Source organism: Alloacidobacterium dinghuense, assembly GCF_014274465.1.
GTDB classification, from domain to species: domain Bacteria; phylum Acidobacteriota; class Terriglobia; order Terriglobales; family Acidobacteriaceae; genus Alloacidobacterium; species Alloacidobacterium dinghuense.
Genome location: NZ_CP060394.1, coordinates 6,099,185 through 6,116,544, shown reverse-complemented (window position 1 = coordinate 6,116,544; position 17,360 = coordinate 6,099,185). Strand labels below are relative to the sequence as shown.

At 58.6% G+C, this 17,360-nt stretch carries 15 protein-coding genes; 5 read left to right on the top strand and 10 right to left on the bottom strand.

All coding sequences use genetic code 11. The annotated features are described in order from the left end of the window. Window positions 1-22: 22 nt before the first annotated feature. Window positions 23-1,168, bottom strand: coding sequence for a cellulase family glycosylhydrolase (locus H7849_RS25750; RefSeq protein ID WP_186743297.1), 1,146 nt, complete (start codon window positions 1,166-1,168; stop codon window positions 23-25). A 172-nt stretch (window positions 1,169-1,340) separates the two neighbouring features. Here H7849_RS25750 and H7849_RS25745 point away from each other — a divergent pair, with 172 nt between their 5' ends. Continuing rightward, complete coding sequence (locus H7849_RS25745; RefSeq protein ID WP_186743296.1) at window positions 1,341-2,351, top strand: LacI family DNA-binding transcriptional regulator; 1,011 nt, start codon at window positions 1,341-1,343, stop codon at window positions 2,349-2,351. 12 nt (window positions 2,352-2,363) lie between these two features. On the opposite strand, the gene ilvA is transcribed toward H7849_RS25745, so the two are convergent. The 4 genes from ilvA to hutH all read right to left on the bottom strand — a co-directional run bounded on the left by ilvA (window position 2,364) and on the right by hutH (window position 8,306). Beyond that, complete coding sequence (ilvA, locus tag H7849_RS25740; protein ID WP_186743295.1) at window positions 2,364-3,575, bottom strand: threonine ammonia-lyase; 1,212 nt, start codon at window positions 3,573-3,575, stop codon at window positions 2,364-2,366. Window positions 3,576-3,820: 245 nt separating this feature from the next. After that, entirely contained in the window at window positions 3,821-5,071 is a 1,251-nt protein-coding gene (gene hutI / locus H7849_RS25735; RefSeq protein WP_186743294.1) for an imidazolonepropionase, read from the bottom strand. Further along, complete coding sequence (gene hutU / locus H7849_RS25730; RefSeq protein WP_186743293.1) at window positions 5,068-6,735, bottom strand: urocanate hydratase; 1,668 nt, start codon at window positions 6,733-6,735, stop codon at window positions 5,068-5,070. The genes hutI and hutU overlap by 4 nt, the downstream gene beginning before the upstream one ends. A 50-nt stretch (window positions 6,736-6,785) precedes the next feature. Further along, a complete protein-coding gene (gene hutH, locus H7849_RS25725; protein ID WP_186743292.1) occupies window positions 6,786-8,306 on the bottom strand; it encodes a histidine ammonia-lyase in 1,521 nt (506 codons plus the stop codon). 102 nt (window positions 8,307-8,408) lie between these two features. On the opposite strand from hutH, the gene H7849_RS25720 reads away from it, so the two are divergent. From H7849_RS25720 to H7849_RS25710, 3 genes are all read left to right on the top strand, one after another. Next, entirely contained in the window at window positions 8,409-8,873 is a 465-nt protein-coding gene (locus H7849_RS25720; protein WP_186743291.1) for an Lrp/AsnC family transcriptional regulator, read from the top strand. 282 nt (window positions 8,874-9,155) lie between these two features. After that, window positions 9,156-9,413, top strand: a complete 258-nt coding sequence (locus tag H7849_RS25715) for a hypothetical protein (RefSeq protein WP_186743290.1) — start codon at window positions 9,156-9,158, stop codon at window positions 9,411-9,413. Window positions 9,414-10,065: 652 nt separating this feature from the next. Further along, on the top strand, window positions 10,066-10,617 hold the full coding sequence (locus H7849_RS25710; RefSeq protein WP_186743289.1) for a DUF1697 domain-containing protein: 552 nt from the start codon (window positions 10,066-10,068) through the stop codon (window positions 10,615-10,617). A 228-nt stretch (window positions 10,618-10,845) separates the two neighbouring features. Here H7849_RS25710 and H7849_RS25705 read toward each other — a convergent pair whose 3' ends face one another. The 5 genes from H7849_RS25705 to H7849_RS25685 all read right to left on the bottom strand — a co-directional run bounded on the left by H7849_RS25705 (window position 10,846) and on the right by H7849_RS25685 (window position 15,897). Next, complete coding sequence (locus tag H7849_RS25705) at window positions 10,846-11,286, bottom strand: SRPBCC family protein (protein WP_186743288.1); 441 nt, start codon at window positions 11,284-11,286, stop codon at window positions 10,846-10,848. Then, window positions 11,283-11,612 carry an ArsR/SmtB family transcription factor gene (locus tag H7849_RS25700; RefSeq protein WP_186743287.1) on the bottom strand — a complete coding sequence of 110 codons (330 nt, stop codon included), beginning with the start codon at window positions 11,610-11,612 and terminating at the stop codon, window positions 11,283-11,285. The genes H7849_RS25705 and H7849_RS25700 overlap by 4 nt, the downstream gene beginning before the upstream one ends. A 268-nt stretch (window positions 11,613-11,880) precedes the next feature. Continuing rightward, window positions 11,881-13,158 carry a Gfo/Idh/MocA family protein gene (locus H7849_RS25695; protein WP_186743286.1) on the bottom strand — a complete coding sequence of 426 codons (1,278 nt, stop codon included), beginning with the start codon at window positions 13,156-13,158 and terminating at the stop codon, window positions 11,881-11,883. Between the two features lie 180 nt (window positions 13,159-13,338). Further along, a complete protein-coding gene (locus tag H7849_RS25690) occupies window positions 13,339-14,262 on the bottom strand; it encodes a sugar phosphate isomerase/epimerase family protein (RefSeq protein ID WP_186743285.1) in 924 nt (307 codons plus the stop codon). 333 nt (window positions 14,263-14,595) lie between these two features. Then, a complete protein-coding gene (locus H7849_RS25685) occupies window positions 14,596-15,897 on the bottom strand; it encodes a sugar MFS transporter (protein WP_186743284.1) in 1,302 nt (433 codons plus the stop codon). Window positions 15,898-16,096: 199 nt separating this feature from the next. On the opposite strand from H7849_RS25685, the gene H7849_RS25680 reads away from it, so the two are divergent. Beyond that, window positions 16,097-17,338 (top strand): hypothetical protein, encoded by a 1,242-nt coding sequence (locus H7849_RS25680; protein ID WP_186743283.1) that lies wholly within the window; start codon window positions 16,097-16,099, stop codon window positions 17,336-17,338. The last annotated feature ends 22 nt before the right edge of the window (window positions 17,339-17,360 follow it).

The following is a 17,360-nucleotide window of genomic DNA, read 5'->3' as shown; positions in this document are numbered from 1 at the left end:
TGAATATAGCAGATTCGCAGAGTTATTCGTCTCCGCCTGAAGTTGGAGCCGGTGAGCTCATGAGTTGCCGGATCAGATCCACTTCACGCTCGCGGTAGGGCTTGCCATCGGCGTGGAAAATATCGTGGAACCAGACGGTCGGCTGCTGGAGAACGTATGGTCGTTGCCAGGAATCCCACGGCAGATAGGTTTGTGTTTTGCCGGCGACAAATCCCCAGTTAATGGCAGCTACGCGATACCTCTTCGCAATGGGCAGGATGGTGTCGAAGGTGCTGCCCGCACCGCGCGCCATATATTCGGTGCAAATGAGAGGGCGATGGAACTGCGTGAGCCACTGAATGCGCTGTTCGAACTCTTCGGGCCAGCCGTAGTTGTGGAACGAGACAACATCCGATTGTTCAATCTGGACGCGGGAAATCGCGTCCATCTTGTCGAGAGACGACCAGTCGCCGGTCCAGACACCGCTGGTGAGTGGCTGCGATGGATGCTCTTCCCGCGCCCAGGAAAATACCTGAGGCAACAAAGCCAATACCAGCTGGCTCTTGTTCCGCGGATCATCTTTGCCGTAGGAACTGTCGTTGCCGTTGCTCGGCTCGTTCCACAGGTCCCATGCAAGGATTCGGTTGTCGTTGGCGAAGGCTCCGACTACCCCCTGAACGTAAGCTTTGAGGCGAGGATATTGTGACGCGTCGCGCAGCGCCTTTTCACCGGGGCTCTGCACCCATCCGGAGTTGTGGACTCCGGGAATTGGCGGGTGCTGTGGACCGAGTTTGGGATTCGGATCCCAACAGGAATCGAACAGAACAAAGATCGGCTTGATGTGGTGTTTACCAGCGATGGTGAGAAAAGTATCGATTCGCTGCCGGAAACCTGTTGAGTCCTGCTGCCAGAGCAAGTCATGGAGGAAGACGCGCATCGTATTCATGCCGATGCCCTGCGCCCATCCCAGTTCTTTGTCGATTTCCTGTGGGTCGAAGGTATCGGCCTGCCACATCTCCAGCTGATTGATCGCATCAGCAGGAATGAAATTACTACCGACAGGCCAAGCTTGCCGCGCATACCATTCGTTCGCTTTTGGCTCCGGCCATCGCTGGGCCGGAGCGCAGCCTGCGAACGCAAGGCCGAGGCAAAGTGCCAATAGTCCGACAAGTCTCAAACGATACCGCAACGTCTACTCCTGACTGGAATCATAAACGGAAGCGCTTACACTCTTTCCCGCTTTAGGGTACTATCCATATCGTCACAGAGTTTATTGCTTTTTCGGAAGTGGTGGCGCCTGCTAAATTGCAATTGAGCTTTCATGATTTTCCTTCTTTTTGCTTTCAGACTTCCGGGATCGTATGAACATTAAAGAGGTTGCCAAGCTCGCCAAGGTCTCAACCGCTACCGTATCCCGCACTATCAACGGCTCCGATAAGGTCACTCCGGAGACAGCCGAACGCGTACGCCGGGCCATCGAAACGCTCAAGTTTTATCCCAACACTTACGCGCGCGCTCTGGGATCAGGTCGCAGCAGCCTGTACGGGCTGATTATTTCCGATCTCACCAACCCCTTCTTCCCGGAGCTGGTGAAGAGCTTTGAAGAGATCGCAGTACAGCACGGGCAGGAAGTGTTGATTGCAAACACTAACTATGATCCGCACCGCATGGAAGTCTGCGTGAGCCGCATGCTGCAGCGCAAGGTAGACGGCGTGGCGATCATGACATCCGAAATGACAGAGCACTTGGTCGAGGAGCTGGCAGTTCGCCGTATACCTCTGGCCTTCCTCGATACTGCTATACCGCAGAAGGGCGTGAGCAACATTCTGGTTGATTACGCCGTGGGCATTGATGCCGCTGTCGAACACTTGACCAGCCTGGGACACAGAGCTATCAGCTTTATCGCTGGTCCTGTCTCACTTACCTCGGCGCGCATCCGTAAGCGGGCATTCATCCATTGTTTGGAGCGAAATCGCATCAAGCTCGATCCTCACTTTATGGAGGAAGGCAATCATCGCACCGACGGCGGATACGAAGCAATGTGTCGCCTGCTTGATCTCAAGGTGCGTCCGACTGCGGTGCTTACCTCCAACGACATGACAGCGATCGGGGCAATGGTAGCGATTTCCGAGCGCGGCCTGGAAATCCCTAAAGATATCTCGATCATCGGGTTCGATGACATTGAGCTTAGCTCTTTCACTAAGCCCCCGCTTACTACGGTGCGCCTGTCAAGACAGGAAATAGCCAAGATGGCCTTCCGAGCGCTTTACAACACCTATCAATCCGGCGCAGCCAAAGGAGCTCAATATCCGATTGAGACAAGTTTGATTGTGCGCCAGTCAACTGGGCCAAAACCGGCGACCAAACGGTAGACGTCGCTCTCCCTACTCAATCCTCTCGTGGCGATAGCCGGCAGCGGTCAGCACATCCGCTATTTCGCGGATGTGCTCATATCCGCGTGTTTCGAGCGTAAAGTCGATGACGGTATCACCCAGGTTCACGCCGTAGTACGCGCGGTCATGCGACGTCTGCACAATATTTGCTCGCACATCGGCAAGAATTTTTGTGAGCTGATGCAGCGCGCCAGGCCTGTCAGTTAAATGAATGCGCAGGCGGGTACGCCGTCCATCCTTCACCAGACCACGCTCGATGATTTTTGCCAGCAGGCTGACATCAATATTGCCGCCGCCCACCAGAACCGCTGTGCGCCGGCCATTGAGCGATGTTTTTCGCTGCAAAAGCGCAGCCAGCCCGACAGCGCCCGCACCTTCCGCCAGCGTCTTCTCGCGCTCCAGCAAAATCAGAATGGCCTTAGCGATTTCTTCTTCGTCTACCGTAACAATTTCGTCGACATATCGCTGCACGAGGCCTAAGGTCTGCTCTCCCGCGCGTCGTACGGCGATACCATCGGCAATCGTTGCTTCAGCAGGCACTGTAACCGGCTTGCCTGCCTCAGCCGCGCGAAGCATGGAAGGCAGCCGCTCGGTCTGTACACCAACGACACGAATCTTCGGATTGCTTTCTTTGATGGCACAGGCTACGCCGCTGATTAGTCCGCCACCACCGATGGGTACAACGACAGCCTCAAGGGCATCCACCTGTTCCAGCAACTCCAGTCCGATCGTTCCCTGCCCTGCGATGACCTCGGCGTCGTCGAATGGATGTAGAAAGGTCATCTCTTCGACATCCCCTTGCCGCAGAGCTTCCGTACAAGCCTCATCATAATTGGTTCCGTGGAGCACGACTTCAGCGCCGAATGCCGCGGTGGAAGAGACCTTGACCAGAGGCGTCATCAACGGCATCACAATGCGTGCCTTAATGCCGTGCTGCATTGCATGAAATGCAACAGCCTGCGCGTGATTGCCCGCGCTGGCCGCGATGACGCCCCGCGATTTTTCGGAGTCTGACAGCGTAAGAATTTTGTTCAGCGCTCCGCGTTCCTTGAAGGCTCCGGTTCGCTGCAGGTTGTCGAGTTTGAGAAATACCTGCTGTCCAGTCATCTCCGACAGCGCTGCGGAGCGCTGAGCGGGTGAACGATAAATGAAATCGCGAATCCGCGCTCGGGCTGCCCGTACATCCTGTAGTGACACACTCATTGATCTGACATCCTTCTGGCCGAAACAAAAAAGCCACCAACCCGTTGCGGGTGGTGGCTTTGTGTTTCTCTTAAACTCTCGTCGCCTTACGCACCCGCATGTTGTTCGAAAATAATTCGAATCATGCTAATGCAAATGGAAATCGCAACCGTGCGTGCCTGCTGAACAGGAACAAAAATTCCGCGATGCACGTTGTTGAATTCCATGGCGATTGACTTATCAGTATCAGAGCGAGAGACGTGACGTCAAACTCTGACACCCGCCGCAAAGACGGCATGCGGTCGATGATTCCCAAAAAAGTACGCTAATTCCCGATAGTCTTCTGCATCGTGGATCACAAAATCAGCGATCCTGCCCGGTTCGAGGCTACCGATCTCGTGTGCACGATTGAGACTCCATGCGGCATTGATCGTCGACGCCGTGACAGCTTCCGCAGGAGTCATTTTCATTTGCGTGCAGGCGAGCGACAGAATCATTGTCATCGAAGTCGTGGGTGACGAACCCGGATTGAAATCTGTTGCGATCACGACCGGCAATCCGGCTTCGATCATGGCTCGCGCGGGAGCATATTTCTGCGAGCCGATGGCGTAGACCGAACCCGGCAGCAGTACCGGCTGAACATCCAACTTCTTCATAACGGCGATGGAATCCCGTGTGGTCTGCTCCAGATGATCAACCGTTTTCGCTCCGAGCGTTGCAGCAAGATCGATGGCACCGCTTGAGGTGAATTGGTCAGCATGTACGCGCAAGCCCAGTCCAAGACGCTTCGCCGCAGAGAGCACCCGATCTGCCTGCGTTACGCTGAAAACCTTCGACTCGCAGAAGACGTCGCAGAACTCAGCGAGATTTTCTTTGGCGACGACTGGGAGCATCTCGTCCACAATCAGGTCGACATACTTGTCTGCTTGCGTTTTGTATTCATCCGGAATCTCGTGAGCGCCGAGAAATGTCGGTACGCAACGCAGCGAAGTCGTTTCTGAAACGCGGCGGATTGCACGCAGCAGCTTCAACTCATCGTGGACCGTCAGGCCGTATCCGGACTTTGCTTCAACCGTCGTGGTTCCACCTTGCAGAAACCAGCGGGCGTGTTTCTGCCCTGCAGTCACCAGCTCTCCTTCCGTCGCTTCGCGTGTGCTTCGAACGGTGGAGCGGATCCCACCGCCGCGCTCTGCGATCTGCTGGTAGGTCATGCCTGCGCATCGCATCTCGAATTCTTCGGCTCGGTTGCCCGCAAAGACCAGATGCGTGTGCGCGTCGACGAAGCCCGGCATGACCACGCGGCCACCTACGTCAATCACCTCAGTATCGTCAGTGGCTGCAGGTTCGATCTCATTTCGCGCGCCGACAGCGGCGATGCGTCTATCCCGTACGAGCATGGCGCCGTCGTCCACGATTCCAAGATCTCTCATCTCGAGGCCGAGGCGCGGCCGGGATGGTCCTGCAAGCGTTACAAGCTGTGAGCAATTCGTGATGAGAAGCGACGAGAATTGGCTCACGCGCGATCTTCGCGCATTGGTACGCGAACTCCTTTATTTTTTGCAAACTGGATTGCCTGTTCGTAACCAGCGTCGACGTGACGCAGCACGCCTGTCCCAGGGTCGGTCGTGAGGACGCGTTCCAGGCGCTGCGCAGCGAGGTCAGATCCGTCGGCGACGACAACCATTCCGGCGTGATGCGAATAGCCGATGCCCACGCCACCGCCGTTGTGGATGCTTACCCAAGATGCGCCGGCCGCGGTGTTAACGAGGGCGTTCAGCAGTGGCCAGTCGGCGACGGCGTCGGAACCGTCTAGCATGCCTTCGGTTTCACGGTAGGGAGATGCTACCGAACCTGCGTCAAGGTGATCGCGCCCGATGACGATGGGAGCGCTGATCTCACCTTTGCGCACCAACTCGTTCATGGCGACGCCGAACTTGGCGCGTTGTCCATAACCGAGCCAGCAAATACGGGCCGGCAGTCCCTGGAAGTGAATGCGCTTTTGGGCCAGTTCGATCCAGCGATGGAGGCTTGCGTCTTCGGGAAAGAGTTCGAGGACTAGCTCGTCAGTGCGGTAGATGTCCCTCGGGTCGCCGGAGAGCGCGACCCAGCGGAATGGGCCTTTGCCTTCGCAGAAGAGCGGGCGGATGTACTCAGGCACAAAGCCGGGAATCTCGTAGGCGTCTTCGACTCCGACGAGCTTCGCCTGCGTGCGAATGTTGTTGCCGTAGTCGAAGGTGACTGCGCCCATGTGCTTCAACTCCAGCATGGCTTTCACGTGCTCGCCCATCGTTCGCATCGACTGGCGTGTGTATTCTTCGGGGTTGTGCTGGCGCAGGCCGAGGGCTTCTTTCAAGGTCATGCAGTTGGGGACGTAGCCGTTCAGCGGGTCATGCGCGCTGGTCTGGTCGGTGAGTACATCGGGGACGATATTACGGCGGATCAATTCGGGCAGCACGTCGGCTGCATTGGCGACGAGGCCGACGGAGATGGCTTTGCCGTCGCGCCTGGCTGCGTGGAGGATGGCCAAGGCTTCGTCGAGCGTCCTGGCAATGTGGTCGCAGTAGCCGCTTGCCAGGCGCTTTTCGATGCGCGCTGCGTCTACGTCGATGCCGAGGAAGCGGGCGCCGTTCATCGTTGCGGCCAGAGGCTGGGCCCCACCCATGCCGCCCATTCCGGCCGAGACGACGAACTTGCCGTCGAGCGAGCCGAAGTGGCGGCGTCCAGCTTCGGCGAAAGTCTCGTAGGTTCCCTGCACGATGCCCTGGCTGCCGATGTAGATCCAGGAGCCGGCAGTCATCTGGCCGTACATCATCAGGCCCTTACGTTCGAGTTCGTGGAAGTGCTCCCAGTTCGACCATTTGCCGACAAGGTTGGAATTGGCGAGCAGCACGCGCGGCGCGGCTTCGTGCGTGCGCAGGATGCCAACCGGCTTGCCGGATTGGATGAGCAGCGTCTCGTCATTCTCGAGGCTCTTGAGGGCGCGGACGATGGCGTGGAAGCATTCCCAGTTGCGCGCGGCTTTGCCGGTTCCACCGTAGACGACGAGGTCATCGGGGCGCTCAGCGACGTCGGGGTCGAGGTTGTTCATCAGCATGCGCAGCGCGGCTTCCTGCTGCCAGCCTTTGGTGTTGAGGCTTGTGCCGCGTGGGGCGCGGATGACTTCGGTGGTTGCTTCCAGCATGTTGCTCTCCTTCAAATCCCACATCTCTTCGAGATGTGGGGCACCCAATGTCAGTTCTTCCAGGCGTCGAAAGCGCCGACTCGGATCTCGGTGGCGAGTCGCTCGATATCGGTTGACAATACACGGTCTTCGGCGAGGCGAGGTAGGAAGGTACGGACGACTCGCCGGGCCCGTTCCACTTCGCGGGCGGGCTTGAGCGGCTGGCGGTAGTCGAGGCCTTGCGCAGCGCTCATCATCTCGATGGCGAGGACGTGTTCGGCGTTCTCGACGATCTGGCGCAGCTTGAGGGCCGACGTCATGCCCATGGAGACATGGTCTTCCTTGCCTCCCGAGGTCGGTACAGAGTCAACGCTGGCGGGATGCGAGAGGACCTTGGCTTCATTGAGCAACGCGGCGGCGGCGACGTGGGCGATCATCAGGCCGGAGGAGATTCCGGGCGTGTCGGAGAGGAATGGGGGAAGGCCTTCATTGATGTCTGGATTGATGAGGCGGTCGATGCGGCGTTCGCTGATGCTCATCAGGTCGGTGAGAGCGATGGCGGCGTAGTCGAGGGCGAGGGCGAGCGGCGCGCCGTGGAAGTTGCCTCCCGAGAGGATGTCGTTTTCGTCGGCGAAGATGAGCGGGTTGTCGGTGGCCGAGCCGGCTTCGGTTTCGATGACTTCGCGGACATGGGCGAGGGCGCCGCGAGCGGCTCCGTGGACTTGTGGCATGCAGCGGAGGCAGTAGGCGTCCTGCACGCGGGGGTCGTTGTGGCGGTGCGATTCGCGGATTTCGCTGTCTTCGAGCAGGCGGCGCAGGTGCGCGGCGGCGGCGATCTGGCCGCGATGCGGGCGGGCGGCGTGGATGCGCTCATCGAAGGCGGTGGGCGTGCCGCGCAGGGCTTCGAGTGACATGGCTCCGGCGAGGTCGAGGAGCTGGGTGACGCGCAGGGCGCGGTCGAGCGCGAGCGCTCCGGTTGCGGCCATGGCCTGGGTGCCGTTGAGGAGCGCGAGTCCTTCCTTGGCTTCGAGCGTGAGCGGCGCGATTCCGGCTTCGCGCAGAGCGCAGCAGGCTCCGACGCGCTTGTCTTGGTAGATCACTTCGCCTTCGCCGATGAGGGCGAGCGCGAGGTGGGCCAGAGGCGCGAGGTCGCCGCTGGCTCCGACCGATCCGCGCGAGGGGATGACGGGGTGAATGCGCTCGTTCAGCAGCGCGACCAGCGTTTCGAGGACGATGGGGCGAACACCGCTGTGTCCTTTGGCGAGGACGTTGGCGCGGAGCAGCAGCATGGCGCGCGTTTCGGGCTCAGGCAGTGGCTCGCCGATCCCGCTGGCATGGCTCAGGACCAGGTTGCGCTGCAGGGCTTTGAGGTCGCCGTTCGAGATGCGGACATCGGCTAGCTTGCCGAAGCCGGTGTTGATTCCGTAGGCGGTTTCGCCGCTGGTTACGACTCTTTCGACCACTTCGCGGCTGGCATTGATCTTTGGCCAGGCTTCGGCGGCTACGGTAACCTTGCGGCCGTTCGTGGCGACGGCTGCGATTTCTTCGATGGTGAGCGCTTGTCCGGCAAGCGCGATTGCTCCAACTTCCATGATCTTGCGATGGTAACGAGGCGGATGCGGCCGCGTACATGGCATTTCCACGGAAATTGAGGCCGATTACAATGATTTAGTTCTGTTTTGGAGCTAACATCGATGGATTCAGCGGAAATTCTTGATGATTACAGCAGAAAATTGCTTGCCGAGTTGCAGCGGGATGCTCGGGCGTCATTTGCTGACCTGGGGCGGCGGATCGGGCTGTCGGCCTCAGCTACGGCGGAGCGGCTGCGGCGCATGGAGGATGCCGGGATCATCCGGGGCTATTCCGTTGATGTGGATCGCGAGGCGCTGGGGTTGCCGATTCTGGCCATGGTGCGCATGACCTGCGATGGGCCGCGGTATCACCCATTTCTCAAGTTTGTGAAAGAGCTGCCCGAGGTCCAGGAATGCCATCACGTGACCGGGGGCGACGCCTTCTTTCTGCAGGTCACGGCTGCGTCGATTGCGGAGTTGGAGCGGGTGATCGAGCGGCTGCTGCCCTATGGGATTCCGACAACCAGTATTGTGCTTTCGTCTCCGGTGGCTCGGCGGGCGTTTGAGCTTTCGCGGAGCCGAGGTTGAGTTACCTTCGGCGACGGCGTAGAGATCGGAGAGCGTGTAGCTGACGGGTTCTATTTCTTCGCCTCGCGCTCTTCTGGCATCGCGTTCGGCTTTCATGGCTTCGGCTTGGCGCAGCAGGATTTCGCCGAGGCTGGGCGGGCGCTTTCTGGCTGCGGCTTCTTCCGGGTCGGGGGTCTGCTGGGGCGGGCCGATGAGGGTTCCGTCTTCGTGCTCGTGGGTCTCTCGGACTGTTAGGGTTGGGGCCTGTTCTTTCACGGCCATGCCTTCGCGGTGACGGATGTTTTGCGAGGCTACCTGCAGGCCGTAGATGAGGATGCGGGCGCGGCGGGAATCGAGGCGATTGGCGGCGAGGGCCAGGACCACGTCGGACAATGCGAGTTGGATGGCGTCGGCGTCTTCGAGCGGGGTAAGGTCGTGGGCGGTTTCTTTGGGTTCGGTGTAGGGGTCGTAGGGTTGATCCTTCGGAGTCGGGCGCTTGCGGGTATTGGAGTGGAAGTAGCAGAAGTTCTGGTCTTTGTTTTGATCTTTGAGCGCGGGTGACTGGCATTTCTTTCCGCTGGTGAAGATGTGGCGACATTCGTTGTACATGGGCGACTCCCCCGGTATGTTTTTTCGTAAATTCGTCTTTTTGTTAGTGGTTACGGAACTTTATAGGGTGCGCTTTGCGCGTTCTGGTTCGACCCACCCTACCTTCGCGAACAACGCGCGAAGGCAGGATGGGGCACCCGTTTTCCTGGCCCTGTCCCAGTTTGGGGGGTCCCCCTATGTTTTTGCTAAATTCGTCTGACAATTTGGGTTAGGGGTCAAGCGATGGGAAAGCCCCCTCGGCTCTGGGTCCTGATTCACCGGGCTAAAGCCCGGTGCTTCTACCCTGCGCTTTTGCGCCCTTAAATCGGCTCTTCCCAAAAAACACGAAAGCCCGCCGGGTCTCGGCGGGCTTTTTTCTCTCTATTTCCAGTTTAGCAGTTTCGGCGAAATAGTACGCCAAGCCCGCCTTGCTTTCTTCGCTTTGGAATGTGTGACTTAGAGGAATTATTTGGTTTGAGGGGCTTGACACAGCGCCGAAGGCGTTGGTGCGGCGGTAGCTGATGAAGACGGTTTTCTCGATGGGGCGGCCGCGCTCATGCCCCATTCTCGACGAAATTGAAGAGGCGTAGGAAGTTTTCTGTGCGCGGATTACACTCGATGCGTTATGACGGTCGTGATTTCGATGCTGCGGGGCGTGAACCTGGGCGGGCAGAAGATTATCAAGATGGAGGCGCTACGGGCGCTCTATGAGTCGCTGAAGTTTGAGGACGTGGCGACTTTTATTCAGAGCGGGAATGTTGTGTTTCGAACGAAGGAGCGGGATCTGCGGAAAATTGCCAAGCGGATTGGCGATGGGATTGAGAAAGGCTTCGGCTTCCGGCCGGAGGTCGTTTTGCGGACGGCTGAGGAAATGCGCGGGGTGGTGGTGCGGAATCCGTTTGCGGGACGGCAAGAGATTGAACCTAGCAAACTGCTGGTTTGGTTTTTGGGCAGCGCTCCTGATGACGTGGCGCGGAAGAAAGTTTTTACTGTGAAGATCGAGCAAGAGGAGCTGCGGCTGGAGGCGCGCGAGCTGTATATCTACTTTCCGGATGGACAGGGGAAATCGAAGCTGTCGTTGCCAGCGGTCGACCGGGCGCTGAAGGTTCTGGGGACGGGACGGAACTGGAATACGGTGCGAAAGCTAATGGAGATGGCGGAGAAGTTGGAGGGGTAACAGTTGAGTTTCGTTTCTTCCTTCCGGTTCGTGTAGCCTGCGACAAGCTCAGGAGATGCGCGTTTGAAAGAGTTGTGCTCTCCCACCCTTTCGCAAACTGTGCGAAAGGATGGGGCACCCGTTTTCGTGCTGACCGATACAAAAGCAGGTCCTTCGACTCCCCCTTCACTTCGTTCAAGGTTCGCTCAGGATGACAACTTTGTTTCCGACAGAACGTCTTGCTTGTTCTCACGCCGTAACTGTTTCGGTGATTTTCGCCAGGTTGTCGAGGCAGCCGTTCCAGCCGTATTCATGTCTGCTTCTTGTTTCGGTTTCTTTGAAGCCTTCGTGGGTGATGATGACTTCGGTGCCGCTATTTGCCGGCTTGAATTCGACGGTGACGAGGGTTTCGTAGCCGGGGCCGCCGGTGCATGGGGTCCAGGTGTAGGAGAGCAGTTGATTGGGGATGATCTGTTTGTAGACGCCTTCTACGTGGATCGGGTCCGATCCGGTCAGGACATCGATGCGGTAGGCTCCGCCGACTCGCAAGTCGGAGGTCGCGGCAGTTACTTTCGCGGGTAAGGGCGCGTACCACTTCTGCATGAGCGCGGGCTGGGTCCAGGCCTCGAAGAGATCTGCGGGCGAGGCTTTGATGACGCGTTTGACTTGCAGGCTGAGAGGGTCGCTCATTTCTTTTCTCCTTCAAAGTAGGTTTGGAGAGCATCGAGTCTCCGGTTCCAGAACTGTTCGTAGTAAGACAGCCACTCTTCGGCGGTCTTGAGGGCCTGGGCGTTGAGGCGCACGACCTGAAAGCTGCCTCGCTTTTCGCGATGGATGAGGTTTGCGGATTCGAGCACCTTGAGGTGTTTGGAAACTGCGGCGAGCGAGACGCGATAAGGCCTGGCGATTTCTCCCACGGTTCTTTCGCGGGTTGACACGGCGCGGAGGATGGAGCGGCGCGTCGGGTCGGAGAGGGCGTGGAAGATGGAGTCCAGCTTTGCCGCAGAGTTAACCATTTGGTTGAATGCTATGCTCGATTTATCTATCTGTCAACCGTTTGGTTAAATGGTTTTTTGGTTTGGCTGAAGGTTGATTGTGTGGTGTCTGGCTCCTCGCTGGATTCTTTCGCGCGCTCAGAATGACGCTGGGTTGGGGGCTTGCTTTCCCACCCTTTCGCAAATGCGCGAAAGGATGGGGCACCCGGGTTACGTGCTGATCGAGGCGAGAAGCAGATCCTTCGGCTTCGCCCTCAGGATGACAGCGCGTTGTGGGAGCTGGCGCGCGTTAGGTGAACTGGGTCATGTTGATGTCTAGTTTGTATTCTTCGTGGTTGGCGAGGAGTTCGTCCCAGGTGACTTCGCGCTTGGTATAGCCGGCCATCCGGCCGAGCATGCAGCTGCGGGCGCTTTCTACGCCGGCGGCGATCTGGTTGTGGAATTTGCCGGAGGTAATGCTTTCGATGAAGCCCTTGTCTTTTTCGGAGTCGGCCTGGGCGAGGTTGTCGCTGAAGGCTCCGTTGGCGGCGAAGGAGCCGGTAGGTTGTTGGTCTACTTCTTTGCCGCCGGCGCTACTGTCGGTCCATGTCCATGAGTTGTCGCCGATGATGCGCAGGGGGCCGGAGTAGGGCAGTTCGGCGATGCCTTTCGCCCCGAAGATGCGCTCGGAGACGTCGAACCATTTGCCCGGGCAGAATTGCGTGGATGAGAAGCTCACATGGACTTCTTCCGGGTAGGTGAGGATGACCTGGTAGTTGTCCCATGTATCGCCCGCGTGCTGGATGACGCTGCGGCCTCCGGTGGCTTGCGCTTTGACGGGGTGGCCTTGCAGCGCCCAGTTGCAGATGTCGATGACGTGGATGTTTTGTTCGAGGAGGATGTCTCCGGAGAGATTGCGATACCAGAGCCAGTTGCGGAGGCGCTGCTCGTCGGCGGAGGCGCTGGGGTAGTCGTGCTCGACTGCGGGCGGCGCGTTGTAGTGCGCGGCGACGCTGGCGATTTTGCCGAGGTCGCCGTTGTGGATGCGGCGGACGATTTCGACGAAGGGCGGCGCGCTGCGGATCTGGAAGCCTACGTCGACGCTGACTTTGCCGTCGGCGAGCTTGGCGATTTCGAGGGCGCGCATGGTCTGCGGGATGTCGACGCCAACGGGTTTTTCGCAGTAGGCGTGTTTGCCGCCTTTGACCATGGCTTCGAGGTGCTCGACGTGGAAGTACGGAGGCGTTGAGATCTGGACAGCGTCAACATCTTTCGAGGCGGCGAGTTCTTCGTAGGCTTTGTAGCCGCGGAACTGGTGTTCGGGGCCGGCGTAGCCGAGAGACTTGTTGAGATCGTCGAAGTAGGCTTTGCCTTTTTCGAGTTGGTCGGGGAAGATGTCGGCGATGGCTACGATGCGGGCGCTGGTGTTCTTCGCGAAGGAGGTGGCGACGGAGGTGCCGCGGTTGCCGCATCCGAGCAGCGCGTAGCGGACGGCGGAGTTGGCTTGGTAGCCGAAGGCCGTTTTGGGCTTTAAGAACATGAGGCCTGAGGCTGCGGCGGTTCCGGTTAGGAATTTTCTTCTGTCCATCTTCGTCGTGCTCCTGTTTGGAAAGCCCGGGGCTGAAGCCCCTTGATTTTCGATTTCTTATTTCACCGCCCTCAAGGGGCGGCCCTTCTACCCTGAGTGCCACTGTTAACTGTTGTGGTATCCCACCCTTTCGCAAACTGCGCGAAAGGATGGGGCACCCGAGATTTCTCGCTGAGCTCATCAGCTGTTCTGGATTTTGGCGATGATCTTTTCGAGGTAGATTTTTTCGTTCTTTACGTCTTCGATTTGCTGCGGACCTTCGGTTTCGCGCTCGATGGTGACCGCTCCGGTGTAGCCGAGATTGTGGAGCTTGGTGAGGACGGCTTCGAAGTTGACGAGACCCTGGCCGATGAGAACTTCTTCGCCTAGCTTCATGGGGTCGGTGGGCCACTTGCCGTCTTTTGCGTGGATGGCGTGGACGTGCGGGCCGATGATGTCGACGGCGTCGACCGGATTCGCTTTACCGTAGAGGATGAGGTTGGCTGTGTCGAGGCCGACGCCCAGGTTCGGCTGGTTCACGTCCTGGATGGCGCGCGCCATGGTAGTGGGCGTTTCCTGTCCAGTTTCCATGAGGAAGCGCTGGCCGTTTCTAGCGCAGTGCTTTGCTAGTTCCTGAATGGCGAGAACGGCTTCGTCGTAAAGCGGGTCGCGCGGGTTTTCGGGGATGAAGCCGCAGTGCGTCTGGATTTGGCCGATGCCGAGGAGCTTGGCGAAGTCTGATGTTTGCTTGAGGGCGTCGATGCGGGCGGAGCGGCTTTGGCGGGGGACGAGGCCGATTGTTGACGGGCCGTCTTCAAAGTCCCAGACGAGGCGGCCGGGGCCTACGACTTCGGCTGTCGTCGCGACGACATCGTACTTCTTGAGCAGGCCGCCTAGCTCGTCGGCTAATGCCGGTGTGTATTTATCGATGTAGGCGTCGAGTGAGAAGAAGCAGTTGGTGAAACCCATGTTCTTGACGCGGGAGATGGTGGCTTCCGGGCCGTCGGCCGGCTTGATGAGCAGGCCGAGGGCCATGGGCTTGAGTTCGCTCTGGGTTTCGGCGAATCCGAGGCTACTTGTTGCCACGGTGGCTGCTGCGGCACTTAGAAATTCTCTTCGGTTCATTGCGTGTCGTTCTCCGGTGGCAACGATTCCATTGCGCAAGGGTATCAAGGGTGGTGGTCTTGTGGGTAGTCACTTCGCGGATGGCTGAGTGTTCTTCGCTGTTGTGGCGTGTTCGCACCGTGGGGATTCTTCCTTCGACTCCGCTCAGGACAGGCTGCGCGGATTGCGCGCTCAGAATGATGGCTGGTTGGAGGTGTTGCTTTCCCACCCTATGCTTCGCATAGGATGGGGCACCCTTTTCCGTGCTACAGCAAAGAAGAAGCAGGTCCTTCGGCTCCGCGTGCTCTCCCACCCTTTCGCAAACTGCGCGAAAGGATGGGGCACCCGGCTAGCTTAATACGTTGACTCAGAGGAGAGTACTTTTGAGCCCTTCAGTCCGTAGTAGGCGATGAAGAGGTAGCAAAGGATGGGCAGGACGAAGGCGTGGTGAATGCCGATGTGGTCGGCGAGGATGCCTTGAATTTCGGGAATGATGGCTCCGCCGACGATGGCGGTGACTAGAAGACCGGAGGCCTCGCCGGTGAGCGGGCCCATTTCGGCGATGCCCAGGGTGAAGATGCTGGGGAACATGATGGAGTTGAAGAGGCCGACGAGCAGGATGCTCCAGATGGCGACGTGGCCGAAGGTGAGCATGGAGGTAATGACCAGTAGGGCGGCGACAACGGCGCAAAGCGCCAGCAGCTTTCCCGTCTGCACCTTTTGCAGAATGGCTGAGCCGATGAAGCGGCCGATCATCGCGCCTCCCCAATAGAAAGGCACGAGGGCTGAGGCTGCGAGCGGGGTGAGGCCGCCGATTTCCTTTTGACCGAAGTAGTTGATGAGGAAGCTGCCGATCGCGACTTCTGCACCGACGTAGACGAAGATTCCTACAGCGCCGAGAACGACGTGGCGATGACGCCACATGCTGTCTTTCTTGTCGCCCATTGGACGGTAGTCTTTGGTCGCGTCGAGACGTGGGAACTTGAAGAGAGCGATGGCCAAACCGAGGATGACGAGCGCGAGAGCGATGGCCACATAGGGGAACTTGACGGTTGCTGCTTCCTGCAGACGGTAAAGGTGGAGTTCCTGCGGAGAGAGCGTGCTTACGTCCTCTGTGTGCTTTGCTGCCTTGCCGAGAATCAGCAGACCGCCGAGAAGCGGACCGATGACAGTGCCCAGCGAATTGAACGCCTGCGTCAGATTCAGGCGGCTGGATGCGGTCTCAGCCGGCCCGAGAACGGACACATACGGGTTCGCTGCCACTTGCAGCGCTGTTATGCCCGCAGCGAGCACGATCAGTGCTGCGAGGAAAAGCGCGAACGAAGGGACGCTGGCGGCGGGGATGAAGAGCAGCGCTCCGACGCACATGGTGAAGAGGCCAGCGACCATGGTCCGCTGATAGCCGATCCATTCGACGACTTTGCCTGAGGGGATCCCGAAAGCGGCGTAGGCGCAAAAGAAGACGAACTGCACGAGCATGGCTTCTGCGTAGTTGAGAGAAAAGATGGACTTGAGATGCGGGATGAGGATGTCATTGAGCGAAGTAAGAAAGCCCCACATGAAGAAGAGCGTGGTGACCATCGCCATGGCACTTCTGTTGGTTCCACCGGGAGCGTGGGTTGTGACCGAAGAGCTGCTTACGTTTGTGATCGCCATGCCGTTTCCAAACCCCTCAAAATGACGCAATCTGTGCTGGCCCTGTCTGCCTGAGATGCAGGCTGCACTAAGGCCAACGCTGATCATAAACTCACCGGGCAACGGCTGGCGCGTGGCAAACACTGGAAACAATGCCGGGACACAGATTTTGGGCCATGTAACCGGTTGCTCACGCTAGAATCAGGCTTGAAACTTTCAAATGTGGGCTCACGTCTGTCGTTTAGGCCCCGAAGAAGATCTCTTCCTGAAAGATATTGACATCTATCTACTTATGCCCTTTGTGAAGACATCGCTCGCGCTCAGCTTACTGGCATCGGCCGGGTTAACCGCCGTTAGTTTTCCGGCACTTGCGGAAGCGAGCCAGACAGCCCCGGCATCGACGGCGCGGCTGCTGGGAACGGTGACGGCTGTGAGCGGCGATGCGATCACAATCAAGTCCGATGCAGGTGTCGTCTCCACAATTACGGTCAGCGATGCAACGCGCATTGTGCGCACGGAGCCGGGGCAGAAGGATTTGAGCAGCGCGACGCCGATCAAGGCTCAGGATCTGACGATTGGCGACCGGGTGCTGGTGCGGGCGACTCCCGGGTCCGCGGAGAATACGTATTCCGCGCAGGCTGTGATCGCGATGAAGAAGAGTGACATCGCGCAGAAGCAGCAGCAGGACCGCGAGGACTGGCAGAAGCGCGGCTTGGGCGGGATTGTGAAGTCTGTTGATGCAGCAGCCGGAACGGTTGTGGTCACGGCCGGGTCGCGGACTTATACGATTCACACGACGCCGAAGACGATTGTGCGACGGTATGCGCCGGATTCGGTGAAATTCGATGATGCCAAAGTTTCTTCGCTCGACCAGATCAAACCGGGCGACCAATTGCGGGCACGCGGTGATCGTAATACTGACGGGACTGAAGTCAATGCGGATGAGATTGTCGCTGGCTCGTTCCGGAATATTGCTGCGATGGTAGCGAGCGTGAATACTGCCGGACAAACGTTGACGGTCACCGATCTCATTACCAAGAAGCCGGTTGTGGTTCGCTTCACGCCGGATTCGCAATTGCACAAACTCGCGCCCGAGATGGCACAAGGAATTGCAGCACGGTTTAAGGGTGCATCGGGCGGCAGCGAACAGCCGGTTTCCGCCAGCGCGCAGCCTGTTGCGGGCAATGGCGGCGGAATGGGCAGCGGCAGAGCAGGCGGCCAGCGTGGAGATCTTTCGCAGATGCTGCAACGCGCGCCGAGTGTGCAGCTTACCGATCTGCATCCTGGCGACGCGGTGATGATTGTCGCAACCGAAGGCGCAAGCGACACGGCTACGGCGATCACGCTGCTTGCCGGTGTTGAACCCATGCTCCAGGCTTCGACCAAAGCAAGCCAGAGCCTATTTTCTTCTTCCTGGAGTCTCGGCGGCGGCGGGGATTCCGCGGCGGCCGCGCAACAGTAAGCACAACTTTACGTCTAATCGT